This is a genomic window from Oleiphilus sp. HI0066 (assembly GCF_001635725.1).
This window is the reverse complement of the sequence record NZ_LWFH01000177.1, coordinates 1-1,546: the sequence shown is the minus strand read 5'-3', so window position 1 is coordinate 1,546 and position 1,546 is coordinate 1. Positions and strand designations below refer to the sequence as shown.

Genomic DNA, 1,546 nt, shown 5'->3' with positions numbered 1-1,546 from the left:
CAAAATCCCCAGCATTCGGCCAATAGTTAAAATTTGCATTAGAAGATCTCGATCACTCTAGAAAAACGTTAGGCCGACCTGGAAGAGTTTCTCAACTTCCCTGATCCTTCCTTTATCGATCAAGAACAAGATGACGTGGTCATCAGGTTCGATACGGATATGGTCATGCGCGATCAATACTTCTTTTTTACGCACAATCGCTCCGATCGTTGTGCCAGGCGGCAGATTGATTTCATCGAGTCGTTTCCCGACTACTTTCGAAGAGCGATGGTCTCCATGCGCAATCGCTTCGATTGCCTCTGCTGCACCGCGACGCAGAGAGTGAACATTGACTACGTCTCCACGACGAATGTGCGTTAACAGACTGCCAATCGTTGTTTGTTGTGGGGATACAGCAATGTCGATTTCTCCACCTTGAATCAGATCCACATAGTTTGGATTGCTGATTAGCGTAATGACTTTGCGTGCACCAATTCGTTTTGCCAGCATCGATGCCATGATATTCGCTTCGTCATCGTTAGTGACTGCGATAAACACGTCTGTATTCTCGATGTTCTCATCGATAAGCATGTCTTTGTCGGCGCAGTTCCCATTTAGTACAGTGGAACGTTCTAGATGTTCGGAGAGTGATTTACAACGCGAGGCCGACGATTCGATGATTTTCACGCGGTAGCGGCGCTCTAATTTTTCTGCCAAGCGCTGACCAATATTGCCACCCCCTGCAATCATCACGCGTTTGTAGCTTTTTTCTAAAGGTTGGAGCTCACTCATTACCGCTCGAATATGATCACGTGCAGCAATGAAAAACACTTCGTCTCCTTCATTGATAACGGTGTTACCGCTTGGGATGATTGGTTTTCCATCTCTAAATATGGCCGCAACTCGCGTGTCGATATTAGGCATATGCTGCCGAATTGCCGCAAGTTCATGACCGATCAATGGGCCACCTTCACAGGCACGAATAGCAACCAGACTAACTTCGCCTTCAGCAAAATCTAGCGCTTGAAGAGCGCCTGGATACTCGAGCAAGCGTTTTATATGTTTCGTGACAACTTGTTCGGGACTGATCAGTACATCGACCGGTACGGCATCGTTTCGGAACAAAGATTTTTGCTTGAGGTATGCATTTGCTCTTACACGACTTATCTTTGTGGGCGTCTTGAATAAGGAGTACGCGATTTGGCATGCCAGCATGTTGACTTCGTCACTGTTGGTGACGGCGATTAGCATGTCGGCGTCTTCAGCGCCAGCTTGCTCGAGTACTTCTGGGTAAGAGCCCAAGCCCTCAATTGTTCTAATATCAATACGGTCGCTTAATTCAGATAAACGTTGATTGTCAGGGTCAATCACGGTGATATCGTTGGCTTCAATCGCAAGGTTTTCAGCAAGCGTTCCGCCTACTTGTCCTGCGCCCACAATAATGATTTTCATAAACAGTGCATGCCTAAATTGCGTATGCTGCGTGTAAAACGCCGTTACTTAGTATCTTTTGTTAACAAAGCGTAGAAGAACCCATCGTGTCCTTGCTCTGAGGGAAATAGCTGTT

Annotated in this window: 1 protein-coding gene; it reads right to left on the bottom strand. The window is 46.6% G+C overall.

Annotated elements, in window-relative coordinates; all coding sequences use genetic code 11:
• Positions 1-57 precede the first annotated feature (57 nt).
• A complete protein-coding gene (gene trkA / locus A3738_RS02940; RefSeq protein ID WP_068483299.1) occupies positions 58-1,431 on the bottom strand; it encodes a Trk system potassium transporter TrkA in 1,374 nt (457 codons plus the stop codon).
• Positions 1,432-1,546: the final 115 nt, after the last annotated feature.

Coding starts and splice junctions, on each gene's coding strand:
- trkA (WP_068483299.1), bottom strand. CDS start 1,431: ATGAAAATCATTATTGTGGGCGCAGGACAAGTAGGCGGAACGCTTGCT.